Source organism: Mycobacterium montefiorense (assembly GCF_025823255.1).
Taxonomy (GTDB): domain Bacteria; phylum Actinomycetota; class Actinomycetes; order Mycobacteriales; family Mycobacteriaceae; genus Mycobacterium; species Mycobacterium montefiorense.
The window spans coordinates 774,955-790,959 of record NZ_JACKVL010000017.1 but is presented as its reverse complement, the minus strand read 5'-3'; the positions used below and the strand labels follow the sequence as shown (position 1 = coordinate 790,959).

Genomic DNA, 16,005 nt, shown 5'->3' with positions numbered 1-16,005 from the left:
AGCAGCGCTGCACCAGGACTCGGCACGCCTCTCGGTGAACGCGGTGTGAAGGTGAATTTGATAGGTCAGGCCTTTAGGACGGCGACAGACCGATTGGCCAACCCGGCGCGGGTATCGGACCCCGACAAGCTGCGCGCCGCGGTTACGGGCAAGACGGTGCTGGTGACCGGCGCGTCGTACGGAATCGGCGAGGCGACCGCCCGCAGGCTTGCTGCGGCCGGTGCGAAGGTGCTGCTGGTCGCCCGGTCGGCGGAACGGCTCGACGACCTCGCCGCGGCGATCAACGCGGGCGGCGGGCAAGCGGTCGCTTACCCGGCAGATCTGAGCGACGAGGCTGCCGTCCACGTCCTGAACAAGCAGATCACCGAGAACCACGGCCCGCTCGACATCGTGGTCAGTAACGCCGGCAAATCGCTGCGCCGGTCGCTCCATCACCAGTACGACCGCCCGCACGACTTCCAGCGCACCATCGACATCAATTACCTGGGGCCGATCTGGCTGCTGCTGGGACTGCTGCCGGCGATGCGGGAAAACGGCGCCGGCCACATCGTGAATGTCTCGAGTGTCGGCGTGCGCGTGGTGCCCGGTCCGCAATGGGGCGCCTACCAGGCGTCCAAGGGCGCTTTCGATCGCTGGCTGCGCAGCGTGGCACCCGAACTGCACGCCGACGGCGTCACTATTACGTCGGTCTACTTCGCGCTGGTCCGAACCCGGATGATCGCACCGACGCCGATCCTGGGCCGCCTTCCCGGGCTGTCCGCGCAGCAGGCCGCCGATGCCATCGCCAAGGCGATCATCGAACGCCCGCGCACCAACGAACCGCCGTGGGTGTTTCCGGCCGAACTGTTCTCGGTGCTGTTGGCCGGACCCGCGGATTGGGCGGCCAGGTTGTGGCATCGTCGCTTCTTCGCCGATTCCAGCGGCCGGAAGGACCACGGATGACAGACGGTGTGGCCGCCACCACCGCCCGCGCGTTGGTGTCCTCGCGGTTACTGAGTGTGCCCACACCGATCGCGGCGCTGCGGCTGATCCGCGAGGTGTATCGCGGTGGCACGAATCTCGCCACGCTGCCCGCTATCGCGGCCGCTCGCTGGCCGGATCGCACCGCGATCATCGACGACGACGGAGCGCTGACCTACCGCGAGCTGCAGGCCATCACCGAGGCGCTCGCGCACGAGCTCGTCGACGCCAGTGCGGGGCCGGGCGAGGCGGTGGGGATCATGTGCCGCAACGGCCGCGGCTTCGCGGCCTCAGTATTCGCCACAGCGCTGGTCGGTGCCGATGTGGTGCTAGTGAATACGGAGTTTCGCGCCACTGCCCTCGCCGGCGCGCTGAGCACGCACCAGGTCGTAACGATGTTTTGCGACAAAGAGTTTGCGGCCCAGATCCGCGAAGCCGCCCCGTCGGTCCGGGTCATCGATCCAGCCGGCGCCGAGATATCTCCAGGCAAGTCGCGGCCTAAGGTTGCATCTTCGGGCCGAATCGTGTTGCTCACCTCCGGCACCACTGGCATCCCCAAGGGTGCGCCGCGAACACCCCGGATCAGCTCGGGCCTGGGGGCGGGCGTGACCATCCTCGAACGCACCGGGTTGCGCAGCGGGTCACGAATCGCCTTGGCAACCCCCATGTTCCATGGTCTCGGATTCGGTATCATGACGCTCGCCGTCAGCCTGGGCGCCACAATGCTGACCCGCCGCCGCTTCGACGCCGAAGAAACACTCGCCCAGGCGTCGTTGCAGGGCGCCGATGCGATGAGCGCCGTACCAATCATGCTGGCGCGGATCCTGGATCTGCCGCAGCGGGTGCGGTCGCGAAACCCGTTGTCGCTGCAGGTTGTCATATCCAGTGGCGATCGGCTCGATCCCAGCCTGGCGCGGCGGTTCATGGACTCCTACGGCGACATCCTCTACAACCTCTACGGCTCCACTGAGGTCGGGATTGGATCCCTGGCAACACCTTTCGAGTTACGTCACGCCCCGGATACGGTAGGAAGACCGGTCGCCGGCTGTCCGGTTCGCATCCTCGACAAAAGCGGCAATCCCGTCGGGTCGCGGGTGACCGGCCGCATTTTCGTCGGCGGTGAGCTGGGCTCGGAAGGCTACACCGGCGGGGGCGGCAAGGCTGTCGTCGACGGCTTCACCGGTACCGGAGACATGGGCTATCTGGACAACTCGGGCCGGCTCTACATCGTCGGTCGCGAGGACGACATGATCGTCTCGGGTGGTGAGAACGTGTATCCCCGCGCGCTGGAAAACGCACTCGCCGAGCATCCTGACGTTGCCGAGAACGCGGTCGTCGGGGTGCCTGACGAGCAGTTCGGGCGCCGACTGGCAGCGTTCGTCGTTACCCGCGGGCAGCGCGACGTCGATGTGCCGGCATTACGGGAGTACTTGAAGGACAAGGTCTCTCGTTTCGAACAGCCCAGGGATATCCACATCGTCGACAGCATTCCGCGCAACCCTGCCGGCAAGGTCATACGTAGGGAACTGGCGACTTAGGCATCCGGCTGATCGTCGGGTTCGCCTTCGGGCGCGATGACGCCGACGGTCTTGTTCAGCCAGTTGGGCGCCAGCCACGAGACCGCGGTGGCACCTGCTGTCGCCCCCATCACGCCCGACCAGGCGACCGGTCCCAGCGGCGTGCATCCGAAGAACTGGCTGACCACCGGGGTTTGAATGATGCCGACCAGCACGCCCGCGCTGCCCAGTGCGGTCGCCACCACGAGTGGGCTGTGCTGGCGTGTCAGCAGGGTCTGGGCGAGCTGAGTCGTCACCAGCGCTGCCAATCCCATTGTCGCCGTGCGGCGTTCGCTGCCCGGCGTGTAGCGCCCGATGCCCCAGGCGGCCGTTGCACCGGCGGCGGTGACGACACCACGGGTGACGATCTGGCGCATCAGCGGGGCGTCCAGCGACGGCGTGGGCCCGGTCAACACCGCGAGCCGGTGTGCGGCACGGGCTTTTTCGGCCTGCTCTTCGGTCTCGTACTGGGTTTCGTCGGGTTCGACGTATTGCGACGTGACGGCAACCGCGAGCGCGGGGAACATGTCGGTGAGCAGGTTCACCAGCAGTAGCTGACGCGTTCCCACCGGCGCGCGCCCCTGGCCGAACGCGGTCCCGATGATGGTGAACAGCACCTCGCCCACGTTGCCGCCGACCAGGATCGTGACGGCATCGCGTACACTGGCCCACATGCTGCGGCCCTCGACCAGTGCGTCGAGCAGCACGGACAGATCGCGGTCGGTCAAGATGATGTCGGCGGCTCCCCGGGCGGCCGACGAGCCCCGACCGCTCACGCCGATGCCCACGTCGGCCATCCGAATCGCGGCGGCGTCGTTGGCGCCGTCACCGACCATTGCCGTCACCCGGCCGCAGCGCTGCAGCGCGGCCACGATCTGCACCTTCTGCTCCGGGCTGACGCGGGCGAACACCGCGACGTTGGAGACGACCTTGGCGCAGGCGTCCTCGTCGAGACCGGCAAGCTCGGCGCCGGTGATGACGCGCGCATCCGCCGGCAGTCCCAGCTGACGGGCGATCGCCCGCGCGGTGATCGGGTGGTCGCCGGTGATCAGCACCACCTCGCGGCCGGCGGCCTCCAACGCCTCGATCAACGGACGCGACGATGCCCGTGCGGTGTCGGCCAAACCGACATAGCCCAGCAGCTCGAGGTCCTGCGCGGTGGCCTCGACGGCATCGACGTCGGTGTCCTCGTCGTGGGAGGTGCCGTTGGGCCACGGGCGCCGTGCCACCGCTAGTACCCGCAAGCCCCGCTCGGCGAGGCTGTGAACCACCGATTCCGCATGTGCACGGTCGGCCTCCGGTTCGGCGAACCGGCAGCGCGGCAGAACCACCTCCGGGGCGCCCTTGAGCATCAGCACCGGCGCGTCCGCGTCCGCGCTCAGCGTGCCGATGGCGGCGGCGTAGCCACGGCTGGACTCGAACGGCACCTCGGCGAGCAACTGCCAACCCGAATTGTTCTTGGTGAGAAGGAAACTCGCTGCGGTGATGATCGCCTCGTCGGTGGCGTGCGCATGACCCTGGCCCTCTTGGGGCTGCGGCGACGCCCACGCGGCGGCCCGCAGCACCGCGGCCGACCGCGGATCCTCGGCCTCCGGGAACGGGTCGCCCGGTTTGGCATCGTGCGGCACGGCGCACAGCACGCGCAGCCGGTTCTCGGTGAGAGTTCCTGTCTTGTCGAAACATACGGTGTCGACCCGGCCGAGGGCTTCGATGGTGCGCGGCGATCGGACCAGTACCCCGCGTGCCGTCAGGCGCTGGGCGGCGGCCAGCTGGGACAGCGTGGCCACCAGCGGCAGGCCCTCCGGCACGGCGGCCACCGCGATCGCGACACCGTCGGCGACGGCCTGACGTAACGACGCGCGGCGCAGCAACGCCAGCGCGGTCACCGCGGCGCCGCCGGTCAGGGTCAGCGGCAGCACCTTGCTGGTCAGCTCGCGCAGCCGGGCCTGGACTCCGGCCGCCGTTTCGACGTTGGCGACTGCCGAGATCGCCCGGTGCGCAGCGGTGTTGACGCCGGTAGCCACGACGATCGCGCGAGCGCGGCCAGCGATGATCGTGCTGCCCTCGAACAGCATGCTGGCCCGCTCGCGGTCGTTGACGGCGACCGGCTCCACCTGCTTGTCCACCGGGAGCGACTCTCCGGTGAGCAGTGATTCGTCGACCTCCAGGTCTTCGGCCACCAGCACACGCGCGTCGGCCGGAACCACCTCCGGTGCGGCCAGGTCGATGACATCGCCGGGCCGCAGCGACTTGGCGGACACCGTGGCCGTGCGGGTGGCGTGTTGGGCAGCCTCCAGGCGGCGTCGCATGGTGGCCACTGCCGGGACTACCACGCGGCGCACCAGCTGATCCTGCTCGGCGAAAAGTTCGGCGGCCGCCGCCTCGGCCCGCAATCGTTGTGCCCCACCGGTTATCGCGTTGGCAGTCATGACACCGCCGACCAGCAGCGCGTCGATGTTACTGCCGACGATCGCCGACGCGGCCGCGCCGACGGCCAGAATCGGGGTCAGCGGGTCGGCGAGCTCGACCCGGGTGGCCGAAGCCAGCCGCGCCAGGGTGTGCAATGGTCCGCGCAGCCCATCGAACGGTGGGCTGTAGGACAGATCGTCGAGGCGGCGGCGCCAGGACGGCGTCAAGGTTTCCACCGCCAACGGTCGCGAGCCGCCGGCCAGCCGCGAGTACACGATCTCGGGATCCAGGGCGTGCCAGGCGGTGAGCGGCTGGGGGGTCGGGTCGGGAAGGCGCAGCACCCGGCCGGCCGAGAAGGTTCCGGCCACGATCGCGGTGGCCGCGGCGGTGTTGACCGGGTTAAGCCAGCGGCGGAAGCTCATCGGGTTGGTGGGTCGCTCCTGATCGCTGCCGGTGACCAACAGCAGCCCGGCCAGCGTGGTGCCGCCCTGGGCAAGGTGTACCGCCGATTCGCTGGCCGAGCGGGCCACCGGAATGGCGGACAGGATCCGAACCGCGTCGGCCAAGTCGGTGCCGGTGATGATGTCGGCGGTCCACGGCGTCGCGGCGCGCGGATCATCAAGTGCCACACCGATATCTGCGATAGCCAACGCGGCCAGCGTGTCGGTCGACGCGAAGTCGCGGTGCACCGCGGTGATCAGCAGCACCGGTCCGCGATCGGCCCGCAGCTCGCGCACCACGCCCAGCAGCGGCGTACCGGGCGGGTGCGTCGCGCCGACACTGGCGGTGAGGTCCTCGGTACCGGCCACGTGACGCAACACCACCCGGGCTCCGGTGCGATTGGCGGTCTGCAGCAACGGGATCGCGTACGGGTCGACTTCCCAGCCGACTTCGACCCTGCCGACGATCTCGCCGTCGACCACCAGGTCGGCACTTTCCAAGCCCTGCGCGGGGGTAGCCGACGGGCCTTGTACCGGAACCCATCTCAGATGCGCACCGGTGGCGGGCAACTCGTCGTGGTCGGGCTCCGGCGCTTCCTCGCCATGCAGCAGGGCGTCGGCGACCTCGTAAACCCGGTCGTCGTCCCAGCCGGGTGCCTCACCGATCGACTGCAGCACCGCGCGGTGGTCACCGCGCAGCGCGGCGCCGTCGATCACGACCACTCGCACCCGGTCCAAGCGGCGCAGCGCGCCCGGGTCGAGCACCAGCTGCCCGCCGTTCGCGAGGCCGCGACCCAGCGTCGAGGCGAACGCCTGGCGGCCCATGTGAGCGGCCCTGGGCACCCCGGCCTCGATCGCGGCGGCCGCGTCTTCGGTGCCGCCACCGGCGACCAACGCACTGGCCGCGGCGATCAGCGAGCCGTTGGCTGCCGAGTTGACATAGGCCTCCACCGGTCCGGCCATGGAGCCTTTTTCGGTGTCCATCGCGGCGTCGATGGCTCCGCCGACCACGACGTGTGAGGCTTCGCCCGCGGCTGCGGCGGCCCAGCTGTGCCGGGGTACCTGCGAGTGGGCTCCGGCCGACGAGATGACCGGGACCACCGGAGCCTGCGGGCGCTCGGGCGAGGCCAGCTGCGGCTCACGTTCACGCCAGACGCGACGGTGCGCGGCCGCCTCGGTGATTTGCAGGGTCCGTTGCGTCATGTCGAGCAGCGGGGTGCCGAGCGCTTGAGGTTGCCCTGGCCGCCGCGGTGGCTGCCGCCAGGGCAACGTCGGTGCCCACGCGACCCAGTCGCGACTCGAGGATCGCCACCATGCGCGGCTGATGGTTGATCAGAGCAGCCGCTGCCCGGGTGGTTTGCGGTGCGGCGGGCAGTCGGGTCACCCAGCCGGTGACCGCGGCGGTCACCGCGACCATGTCCATGGCCGCGGCGGTCAGCGGCACCAGAATCGCCAGCGGGTTACCCGGGTCGGCGAATGGCGCGGAAACTGGTACGTCCGACTTCGTGGAAGCCAAATCGGCGGCAATGGCCGCAACTGTCGTCCGCACGTCGTCCACGACGACTTCGTTGTCTGCGTCGTCGCAGAGTTCGACGACCAACCGGCCCAGGGCGCCCTCGACGTGGGCCTCGGCCACTCCGGGAATCCGGCGAACCGGCTCCTCGACCACCGCCGCGTATTCGTACCAGCGGGAGAACGGCAGCAACGGGTCGAGGTCCAGGTGTACCCGCTGCCCGCTCTGCCAGCGCACCGGCGGCCTGATGTGGTCGGGGGAGCCGTTGGGGGAGGTGTTGATTCCGAGCGCCCGGCCGGTGGAAGTGGCCATCGACTGCACGACAGGGCCGGCCAGTTCGGCTACCGGGCTCGCCAGGAGCTGCACCGCACCCGCAGCGCCGGCCGCGGTGGACACGCCGGCCTTCACCAGCTGGGCCGCCCCGCCGGTGACACCAGCGACAACGCTGGTTACACCCGGAATCTTCATTCACTCATCCTTCAGCTACGTTCGTCGCGCTAATAATCGTGGGGTGTCGGGGACCTGTCCACATATGCGTTCGAAGGCAGGCCGTGCGACGACACCAACAGTTCCGATGGGTGGGGATTCACTGGGTGAACAGCGGGTGTAATCGCGTCCCTTTGGGGCAGTTTACCGGCTGGGCGGCAGATCGAACGTGGCGAACAACACCGGGTCGAGGAAGACGGTAATGGCGGCGACGCCGGTGGCGCCCGGGGTGATCACGTGAATTGAATGGGCCCGCAAGACACCGTCGTCGGCGCGGCGGTACTCGGCCACCGCGGGTTGGGCATTCGCGGCTGTCTGAACCATGGAAATATCGCCGGCAGTCGTAAATGCCTGTGCAGCAAGGAATTCCATCACAGTGTCCCGCCCGGTAAACCATACGGGAAGCGGTGGCATTTCGAGTTTGACCTCCGTCTGTAGCAGTTCCGTGAGTGCGGCCATGTTGGAGTTCTCGAATGCCGCGCAGTAACGGTCGAGCAATTCGCGGCGCTTGGCATCGTCGGGCTCCAGCACGTCGTCGTCGGTGGGCGAAACCTCGGCGAGGCGGGCCCGCGCCCGCTGTAGGGCGCTGTTTACCGAGGCGGGTGTGGTTTCCAGGAGTTCGGCAACCTCGGCAGCGCTGAACTGCACGACGTCACGCAGAATCAGCACGGCACGCTGACGCGCGGGCAGCTCCTGCAGCGCGGTCATCACGGCCAGTCGCACGCTGTGCCGCACCGTCACGGTGTCTTCCGCGGTCGCGAACAGGTGCGTGTCGGGGAGCGGCTCCAGCCACTGATGGGCGCCGGCGCCGCCGGCGAGATCGGCCTCCGGATCGACCGAGCTGTCACCCAACCCGGCCGGCAGCACGCGCCGGGCTCGGTTCTCCAGCGCACGCAGGCACGCCGTGGTGGCGATTCGGTACAGCCAGGTTCGCAGCGCGGCGCGCTCCTCGAATGCCTGGTAGCCCCGCCAGCCGCGCAGGTAGGTCTCCTGGACGAGGTCCTCGGCATCGTGCACCGAGCCGAGCATGCGGTAGCAGTGCGCGATCAACTCGCCTCGATACGGCGCCGCCTGCACGATGAAATCCTCCTGAGCCGGCACGATCGCTCTCCCATCTCGGCCTCGGTCTCGGGTGGCCCGAAACGCTACTCCAGTACAGAGACGTCGGGACGGCGAAATTCATCGGCTTTGCGGCGATGAATTCGGGCGGTGCGCCGTATCTCAATTGGTGGATGTCTACCCACGCCGGCGTTCGCACCGGCACAGTTCTCCAAGGAAGCGAGTACGGAAATGAAACCGCCGAACCAGACCCACCCCGGCAGAGTTGCCGGCACCACCGCGATCGTGACGGGGGCCAGCCGCGGTTTCGGTCGCGCCATCGCGACCGCATTGGCCGAAGCGGGCGCCGAGGTCGTCGGTGTGGCGCGCAGCGCCGCCCTGCTCGACGAGGTCCGCGGGGAGCTCGGCGACGTCTTCATCCCGGTGGTCGCCGACGCCGCCGATGCGGCCACCGCGAGCCAGCTCATTGACAAGTACGCCCCGCGCACCCTGGTGCTGTGCGCCGGGTCCACGCCGCGGATGAGCCCGTTGCAGGAGCAGAGCTGGGCAACCTTCAGTGCCAACTGGAATGTCGATGTCGCGCAAGCTTTTCACTGGACCCGGCACGCGCTGGCGCGTCCATTGCCGCCGGGCAGCTCCGTGATCCTGATGTCCAGCGGCGCGGCGGTCAACGGGTCGCCACTGTCCGGTGGCTACGCGGGCGCCAAGGCAACCGTCAGGTTCATCGGCAGCTATGCCGCCGGCGAGTCGGACCGGGCCGGCCTGGGAATCACCTTCGTCTCGGTGCTGCCGCGATTGACGGCCGCCACCGAGCTCGGCGCCCAAGCCGCGGCGGCCTACGCCAAGCGCCAGGGTGTCGACGTCGACACCTTCGTCAAGCAGACCGGACCCGCGCTGACCGCCGAGCAGGTCGGCACGTCGGTATCGGCGATCGCCGGCGGCGAACCCGGGCAACACCGCACCTACCTGCTCACGGCATCAGGTCTGTCGGCGCTGAACTGAACTCACCCAAGGTCAGGCGAAATCGAAAGGCGGACAACGCAATGAACACACCACCGATCGTGTCGGCCCAGGAGTGGCAGGCCGAACAACAGCGACTGCTGGTCAAGGAGAAAGAGGTGCTCCGGGCACACGATGCACTGGCGGCCATGCGGCGGCGGATGCCGTGGCTGGCCGTGGACAAGCAGTATGAATTCGACGGGCCCGAGGGTCCGGTGAACCTGGCTGGACTCTTTGAAGGCCGGCGCCAGCTGATCGTCTACCGTGCCTTCTTCGGCTCCGACATTCACGGCTGGCCCCGGCACGCCTGCCGCGGCTGCTCGATGATCGCCGACCACATCGGGAACCTCGCCCATCTCAATGCCCGCGACACCACGCTGGTGTTCGCCTCGCGTGCGCCACAGCCCGACATCGAGCGGTTGAAGGCGCGGATGGGCTGGCATATGCCCTGGTACACGATCACCGACGGCTTCGACACCGACTTCGGCGTGCACGAATGGCACGGCACGAACGCGTTCATCCATGACGGCGACCGGGTTTTCCGCACCTACTTCATCAACAACCGAGGCGACGAGGTGCTGGGCAACACCTGGAGCTTCCTGGACATGACGGCACTGGGGCGCCAAGAAGCCTGGGAGGATTCGCCGCCGGGATACCCGCAGGCCGCCCCGTATGAATGGTGGGACTGGCATGCCGCGTACGGCCAGCACGAGCCCTCGCGATGGTTCGGCGAGCCCGACCCGAACGATCCGGATGACCAGCGGCCGCCGCGCGGCGACTGAACGGGACAGAATATTCGGGACCAACTGCAGCGCCACAAGTCAATGTGCTCGCGAATGACGAGCCGGACAAAGCGCGGTTCCGACGTCAAGGTGTTGATATGTTCGCCGCGATGTCCGGGACCGGACGAATTAGAGTCGGGTGTCAACTGCGCGCGAAATATTGATTTATAGCCGGCGAAAGTGTGTGCTGGTCGCGCCGACTCACCAGACAACACGACCTACAGCGGCCAACGCCGTTCGGGCCGTGCAGGATTCACCGATACCCGGCAAGCAGGAATATTGGTGTTTGACATGAATTTAGGGGACAAGACGTGGAGTTGTTTCGCCTCACGGCACAGCGGGCTCGTGAGATGTTCGAGATCCGGGAACTGTCTCCGGTGGAGCTTTTGGACGCGGTTGTTGCCCGTACTCGCTTCACCGAGTCAACCGTCAACGCGGTGACTGAAGAGTTCCTCGAGGAGGGCTACTCGGCGGCGCGCGAGTCCGAGGCGCGGTTCGGGGGGCGGGGTGGTGGAGCGCCGCGGCCGCTCGAGGGGATTCCCTTGATGCTCAAGGACGAGCAGCCGATCGCGGGGAGATTGGCTGAGTACGGCTCCTTGCTTGGCCGCGGGATGATGGCGAGTCATACGCATCCGATCGTTGATCGGATCTTCGAATCGGGTGCGGTCGTGCACGGACGTACCGCGACGCCGGAATTCTCTTGCACCGCGGTGACACATTCGAAGCTATGGGGCGTGACGCGTAATCCTTGGAATCTGCACGTCACGCCAGGCGGTTCGTCGGGCGGATCCGGCGCCGCCTTGGCCGCCGGATCGACCATCCTTGCCACCGGTTCGGACATCGGCGGGTCAATCCGAATTCCAGCGTCTTACTGCGGGGTGATTGGGTTTAAGCCGCCGTTCGGACGGGTGCCCAGTTTGGCGCCGTTCAACCTGGATTCCTACTGTGCCGACGGGCCCATGGCGCGCAGTGTCGCGGACGTCGCCGCCCTTCAGAACGTTATCGCGGGTCCCTGGGCTGAAGATCAGGCCTCACTTCGTCCGGCGAGTCCCGTCGTCGCAAAGGCGGCGCGACTAGATGGTGTCCGGGTGGCCCTGTGTCCCACCCTTGGCGACTACCAGCCAGATGATGCGGTCCTGGTCAACACGGCATCGGTAGCGGACGCGCTTCGAGCGCTCGGAGCCGAGGTAGTAGAAGTCACGCTGCCGTGGAGACGGGAACACATCCTAGAGACCGCAATCGCGCACTACGCTGCCGTGATGGGGGCGTCAATCGAGAGCGTTGTCGACAACGATTCTCGGCGCGAGGCGCTTCTGATGGACTATTCGCGCGAGGTCGTACGAGTGTCCGCACAGGCTGGCGACTACGCCTCGGGGTTAGAGGAAGAAGTGGCGATCTATCGACCCCTCGGAGAGATCCTGGTCGAATTCGATGCTTTGCTCTGTCCCACGGTTGCCGGTCTCGGACCGGCGGCTGACGATCCCGGTGACGACTTCAAAGCTATGTTCGACGGCCTTATGACGGTCCCGTTCAACGTGATTGGGCGCGTACCCGTGCTTGCAATTCCCTCCGGGATCGCGCCGAACGGGGTCCCCACGGGCGTGCAGCTGGTCGGCAAGACGTACGACGATGCAATGGTCTTCCGGATAGGCGCCGCAGTCGAAGCCGAATTGTCCCTGTGGACCTCCGAGGAGTGGTGGCCTACGGTGTCGCCGGCGGGGATATGTAATCTTTAGTGGCTCAACGAGTTTCCACGCTGATCCCGAGATGGCCTTCTGACGGTAGTGGCCGCAGCCGGGACCACGTGCTTTCCGGCTAAGCCGAAGCGGCGCTGCCGGCTCAGACTATTCAGTGCGAAAAGCGCGGTTTACAGAATTCGGTGGTGTGCCCTATCGACCTGGTAGCCGGCCGGGAATGACTTCTCGATGACCTGCAGCTGGTGGTCCACCCTGGACTCCAGCTCGAGAACTACGCAGCTATCGCCGAGTGCTTTTGATTCGAGAACTATGTACCGCTGACCACAATCGGTGATCGGGTCGCCCGAGTGCAATTTCTCGACCGGCACCGACTCCGGAGTTCCATTTGCCTCCATCCCTGACACGGTAGGTCAATTCCGGGGGTGAGGGAATAGACCGCTAGGTGTTGTCGGCTTGCCCTTGCTTGAAAAACACGCTCACCCGAGAGATCAGGCCATCGGTGTCTTGCTCGAAGAGGATGCATTCGGGCCACGTGATCGCGACGCTATCGATCTCGAACGTCTCGGACAGCTCGGCGTACGACACCCGGGAGTCCACGTACGAGACCCGCTGCACGTGGACTCGATGGCCCTTCAGATTGGTGCATAGCTTGCGCAGGTAGGCGAGATAGTGCGCCTTACCGTCGATGACATCGCAGAACGGCCCCTCCCGGGTCAAGCCTTCCTCGGCGATGGTGTCGGCCAGTCCGTCCCAGTCGTGAGCCGCCAGACATTCCAGGTAGCGCTCGACCATTTGACTTTGCGTGCCCATGCCTACTCCGCTCGCTGCTGGGTTAACGGTAGGCGCGGCGTGGTCGCAAGGCTAGGTTCACAGGCGGCCACCAGTCTTTCAAGCGCTTCGGAAGCGGAACCGTTGTTGCTTTCTACCGGCCAGGAATCAGTCTGCATTATCTTCGGGCGTTCTCTATGCGCGGCCAAGAGTGCACTTAACAATGCTGCGGGATGACACGAAGACGTAATAAGTACTCGGAAGGCGTGAGCACAATTCCCGAACAGCGGGCGCCCTCTAAGAGTCTTGACAGGATTAAAAGTCAAGCCGAGTAGTGTCGGCGACTTCATCGATGCAGCTGAGCTGGAGCTTGGCTCATCCAAGCTTGCAGAGCCGACGGCTGGTGCTGGGTCAGGCAATGGATACCGCCGCCGCGCTCGAACAGAAGCCGCGCGTCGACGGTTACGACCTCTCGTCCGGGGTACTGCTCGGCAAGGATCGCTACTGCCTGCTGGTCTGACGGGTCGTCAAAACTGCACGCGATGACGCCCCCATTGACTACTAGGTGATTGATGTAGCTGTAGCACACGAACCCTTGAGCGTCCTTGAGCGTCGTTGGTGCCGGAATCTCAGTGATCTCCCGTGACCTTCCGGCAGCGTCGTGGCTCGCCTCCAGTGCCGTGCGAATCTCCTGACAAACTCGATAGTCCGGATGCCCCTCGTCGCGCTGGGTGTGCAGTAATAACCGGCCCGGCGAAGTAATTGTGGCGACGAGGTCCACATGCCCTCGGGTGCCGCAATTACTGTGGTCTCGGGTGAGGCCCCGTGGCAGCCAAACCGCGTGAGTTGTTCCGAGCATGCGGGCCAGTTCGTGCTCAACATCGGCGCGAGTGATGCCTGGGTTGCGCGCATGGTCGAGTTGTACGGTCTCGGTGAGTAACACGGTACCTTCGCCGTCGACTTGAATTCCGCCTCCCTCGTTCACCAACCATGAGCTCATCGCTGGTAACCCGGCGCGCTGCGCGACAAAGCGGCCAATTTCGTTGTCCGCCATAAGCTGTGGCCATTGGGTACCCCAGCCGTTGAATAGCCAATCGATCGCTACCACAGATCCGTCGGTGTTATGCACGAAAGTTGGCCCGATGTCGCGCATCCGTGGCGCGTTGAGCGGTGCCGCAACTAAGTCGATCTCTGTCGAAGGTAGGACTGCGCTACGGAAATTTGGCTCGGATCCACCACCATAGTCACGGGTTCGAATTCGGCAACTGCGTGAGCTACGGCTGCCAACATGGTTCGTATCTTGTGGTGGCCACGTTCATCAATCCCCAGCGCAAGACTGCTGCTGGGAAACCCCATCCAAACCTGGTCCTGCGGTGCCGACTCCGCCGGCATTTTCCAGCCGTTCATTTCACTGCTCGCGCTCGAAGTGACGGAAACAAACGCCGACATGTCGCCTCTTTGATGTAGACCGCTCGTTCCTGTTCGAACGCCGTCGGACATACCGGGCGTAGAGGCAGATGCTGTTCGTTTAAGACGATAGCGTCTTATATGAGATAGTGATATCACAAGATGCCATGACTGTTGAAGCGGAGGCTGGTGTGGATTCGAGCTTTGGCTCATTCGAGCTTGCAGACCGACGGCAGGTTTGGGCGAGGCGATCGAGCGCGGCGTGGTCGCAAGGCTAGGTTCTCTGCTATGAGCTTGTGGACCGCGCACTCCGAACACGCGCTGTCAGAAGACGTGCCCGCGCCTTTAGAAGCGGTGCGTGACTTCTACGTCGATTTGGACAACATCAAACTCGTGCACCCGCTGATCGTGTCGGTGGAGTCGCTTGAGCGCAGCGAAGCCTCGGATGGCTACCGGCACAGCTACCGGGTGGTCGATCGAATTCCGCTGGGACCGTTCACCATGCAGATCACGTACCAGGCATGCCTGCATGTTCGCCAGAGCGGCTACGTGCTGACCGAGGCCGATCAATCCCACGGGGTGCGCCTGCGCGGAATGGTGAGCTTCGAGCCGATCCGGGAACCGGTAGTCGGCACCCGGATCACCGAGCACATCCGGATATCGGCACCCCGGCCATTGGCCCCGATCACCAGGAGCAAGGGAGTCAAGGCTCACATCGCAATGTTGGCCGGCATTCGTAGTCACTTCGAATCCTGCTGAGCCGCTGCGAATCCGGAGTTAGTTAGACGCCGGCGAAATCGATGACTCCGCGAATGTTGCTGCCCTCGCGCAGATCGGCGAATGCCTGGTTGATTTGGTCGAGCTGGTAGTGGCGGGTGACCAGCTCGTCGAGTTTCACCGCGCCGGCCTGATACATCGACAACAGCATCGGCACGCTGGTACGCGGATTCATCCCGCCGTACAGCGCTCCCCGCAGCTGTTTGGCCGACAGCGTCATCTCTTGCAGCACCAACCCGACCGGTGGCTCGGTGAACGGGGTGATGCCGGTGAGCACGCAGATCCCGCCCTTGCGAAGCAGCGTCATCGCCAAAGGAATCAGGTCCACATGCACCACGCCGGGACACACGACCACGCGGTCCGCCATCAGGCCCGCGGTGATCTCTGTGACCAGCGGTATTGCTTCCTGCGCGGAGGCGGCGGTGTGCGTGGCCCCGAAAATCTTGGCCGAATCTCGCTTGGACTCAACCGGATCCACCGCGACGACATATTTCGCGCCGACGGCCCGCGCTCCTTGCAGGGCGTTCATCCCGACGCCGCCGGCGCCGATGACGACGACGATGTCGCCGGGTTCGGTGCCCGCCGATATCGTCGCGGAACCCCAGCCGGTGCTGACCCCGCACGAGACGAGCGAGGCGGCGTGGAACGGGATCGCGTCGTCGATCTTGATGACCGACCTTTCCGACAGCACCGCATATTCGGCGAACGTGCCGAGTTGCCCATAGGCCAATAGGTTTTCGTCACCGAGATGCCGGCGGCAGGTTCCGTCGGTGGGCATCTCTCGCACGAACAGGCTGGCGCCGATATCGCAGATGTAGCTCTGGCCGTTCACGCAAAACCGGCAACTGCCGCACGCCGGAATGAACGAGAGCGCCACGTGGTCGCCCGGCTGCACCGTCGTCACACCCGGCCCGACTTCTTCGACCACCCCCGCGCCCTCGTGACCGCCCAGCAACGGGAACCAGTCCGGCGCCGGCTGACCGCTTGCGGCCACCGCCTCGGGAGTCGGCACCACGTCGCCGGTGAACAGATGGTCGTCGGAGTGGCAGATTCCGGCTACGGCGATCCGCACCAGGACTTCACCGCTGTGGGGTGGATCCAGTTCGATCTCGCGGATCTCCCAGTCCTGGCCGACCCCGCGGATCACAGCGG

General features: G+C 66.1%; 10 protein-coding genes and 2 pseudogenes. 6 read left to right on the top strand and 6 right to left on the bottom strand.

Features of this window, described 5'->3' with window-relative positions; all coding sequences use genetic code 11:
- The first annotated feature begins 51 nt into the window (after positions 1 to 51).
- Both H7K34_RS23650 and H7K34_RS23645 read left to right on the top strand, forming a co-directional pair.
- Positions 52 to 942: an SDR family NAD(P)-dependent oxidoreductase gene (locus tag H7K34_RS23650; RefSeq protein ID WP_264064418.1), complete on the top strand. Its 891-nt coding sequence runs from the start codon at positions 52 to 54 to the stop codon at positions 940 to 942.
- The gene (locus tag H7K34_RS23645) at positions 939 to 2,498 is read left to right on the top strand and encodes an AMP-binding protein (RefSeq protein ID WP_264064417.1); all 1,560 of its coding nucleotides are present in this window, start codon (positions 939 to 941) and stop codon (positions 2,496 to 2,498) included. The genes H7K34_RS23650 and H7K34_RS23645 overlap by 4 nt, the downstream gene beginning before the upstream one ends.
- Here H7K34_RS23645 and H7K34_RS23640 read toward each other — a convergent pair.
- Positions 2,495 to 7,346: pseudogene (locus tag H7K34_RS23640) on the bottom strand (HAD-IC family P-type ATPase). The gene H7K34_RS23645 and the pseudogene H7K34_RS23640 overlap by 4 nt on opposite strands.
- A gap of 162 nt (positions 7,347 to 7,508) precedes the next feature.
- Positions 7,509 to 8,465, bottom strand: a complete 957-nt coding sequence (locus tag H7K34_RS23635; RefSeq protein ID WP_264064416.1) for a sigma-70 family RNA polymerase sigma factor — start codon at positions 8,463 to 8,465, stop codon at positions 7,509 to 7,511.
- A gap of 189 nt (positions 8,466 to 8,654) precedes the next feature.
- Between H7K34_RS23635 and H7K34_RS23630 the strand changes: the two genes are divergently transcribed.
- From H7K34_RS23630 to H7K34_RS23620, 3 genes are all read left to right on the top strand, one after another.
- Entirely contained in the window at positions 8,655 to 9,425 is a 771-nt protein-coding gene (locus H7K34_RS23630; RefSeq protein WP_264064415.1) for an SDR family NAD(P)-dependent oxidoreductase, read from the top strand.
- 41 nt (positions 9,426 to 9,466) lie between these two features.
- Positions 9,467 to 10,204 (top strand): DUF899 domain-containing protein, encoded by a 738-nt coding sequence (locus tag H7K34_RS23625; protein ID WP_264064414.1) that lies wholly within the window; start codon positions 9,467 to 9,469, stop codon positions 10,202 to 10,204.
- 311 nt (positions 10,205 to 10,515) lie between these two features.
- Entirely contained in the window at positions 10,516 to 11,940 is a 1,425-nt protein-coding gene (locus H7K34_RS23620) for an amidase (protein WP_264064413.1), read from the top strand.
- 131 nt (positions 11,941 to 12,071) lie between these two features.
- Here H7K34_RS23620 and H7K34_RS23615 read toward each other — a convergent pair whose 3' ends face one another.
- The 3 genes and pseudogenes from H7K34_RS23615 to H7K34_RS23605 all read right to left on the bottom strand — a co-directional run bounded on the left by H7K34_RS23615 (position 12,072) and on the right by H7K34_RS23605 (position 14,076).
- Positions 12,072 to 12,296, bottom strand: coding sequence for a hypothetical protein (locus H7K34_RS23615; RefSeq protein WP_264064412.1), 225 nt, complete (start codon positions 12,294 to 12,296; stop codon positions 12,072 to 12,074).
- Positions 12,297 to 12,339: 43 nt separating this feature from the next.
- Positions 12,340 to 12,711 carry a nuclear transport factor 2 family protein gene (locus H7K34_RS23610; RefSeq protein WP_264064411.1) on the bottom strand — a complete coding sequence of 124 codons (372 nt, stop codon included), beginning with the start codon at positions 12,709 to 12,711 and terminating at the stop codon, positions 12,340 to 12,342.
- A gap of 304 nt (positions 12,712 to 13,015) precedes the next feature.
- A pseudogene (locus tag H7K34_RS23605) lies at positions 13,016 to 14,076 on the bottom strand (agmatine deiminase family protein).
- Positions 14,077 to 14,364: 288 nt separating this feature from the next.
- Between H7K34_RS23605 and H7K34_RS23600 the strand changes: the two are divergent.
- On the top strand, positions 14,365 to 14,835 hold the full coding sequence (locus H7K34_RS23600; RefSeq protein WP_264064410.1) for an SRPBCC family protein: 471 nt from the start codon (positions 14,365 to 14,367) through the stop codon (positions 14,833 to 14,835).
- A gap of 22 nt (positions 14,836 to 14,857) precedes the next feature.
- Here H7K34_RS23600 and H7K34_RS23595 read toward each other — a convergent pair whose 3' ends face one another.
- On the bottom strand, positions 14,858 to 16,000 hold the full coding sequence (locus H7K34_RS23595; protein WP_372510871.1) for an NDMA-dependent alcohol dehydrogenase: 1,143 nt from the start codon (positions 15,998 to 16,000) through the stop codon (positions 14,858 to 14,860).
- Positions 16,001 to 16,005: the final 5 nt, after the last annotated feature.